The following is a 405-nucleotide window of genomic DNA, read 5'->3' on the forward strand; positions in this document are numbered from 1 at the left end:
TGTTACAATCCACCTTTGGTCCTCTTGGTTCGCAACGCTATAAAGAATATATGCATGACATTTACAACTCAGGAACCCATCTTCTAACCCTTATCAATGATATCCTTGATATGTCCAAAATCGAAGCTGGAAGATTTACCCTTGATTGTAAAAATATTGATCTTGGACCAATCATTAGTGAAGCAGCACGAACACTTACGCCACAGGCTCAAGAAAAAAATATTTTTATTACAACAAATATTGCTCCAGAACTGTATGCAGAAGTTGATAGCCGTGCCATGAAACAAATTTTCCTAAACCTCATCTCTAATGCTGTTAAATTCACACCTTCGGGTGGAAATATTGGTATCTTTGCTTTCAAGAAAAAAAATAACCTTGTCTGCAGAATTAAAGATACAGGTGTTG

General features: G+C 36.3%; 1 protein-coding gene. It reads left to right on the forward strand.

The features are described 5' to 3' along the window. Positions 1–405, forward strand: a 405-nt coding sequence (locus tag J7R05_RS08610; RefSeq protein WP_208541906.1) for a sensor histidine kinase, incomplete at both ends; no start/stop codon positions are given.

The sequence above is a fragment of the Bartonella capreoli genome (assembly GCF_902813205.1).
Taxonomy (GTDB): Bacteria; Pseudomonadota; Alphaproteobacteria; order Rhizobiales; family Rhizobiaceae; genus Bartonella; species Bartonella schoenbuchensis.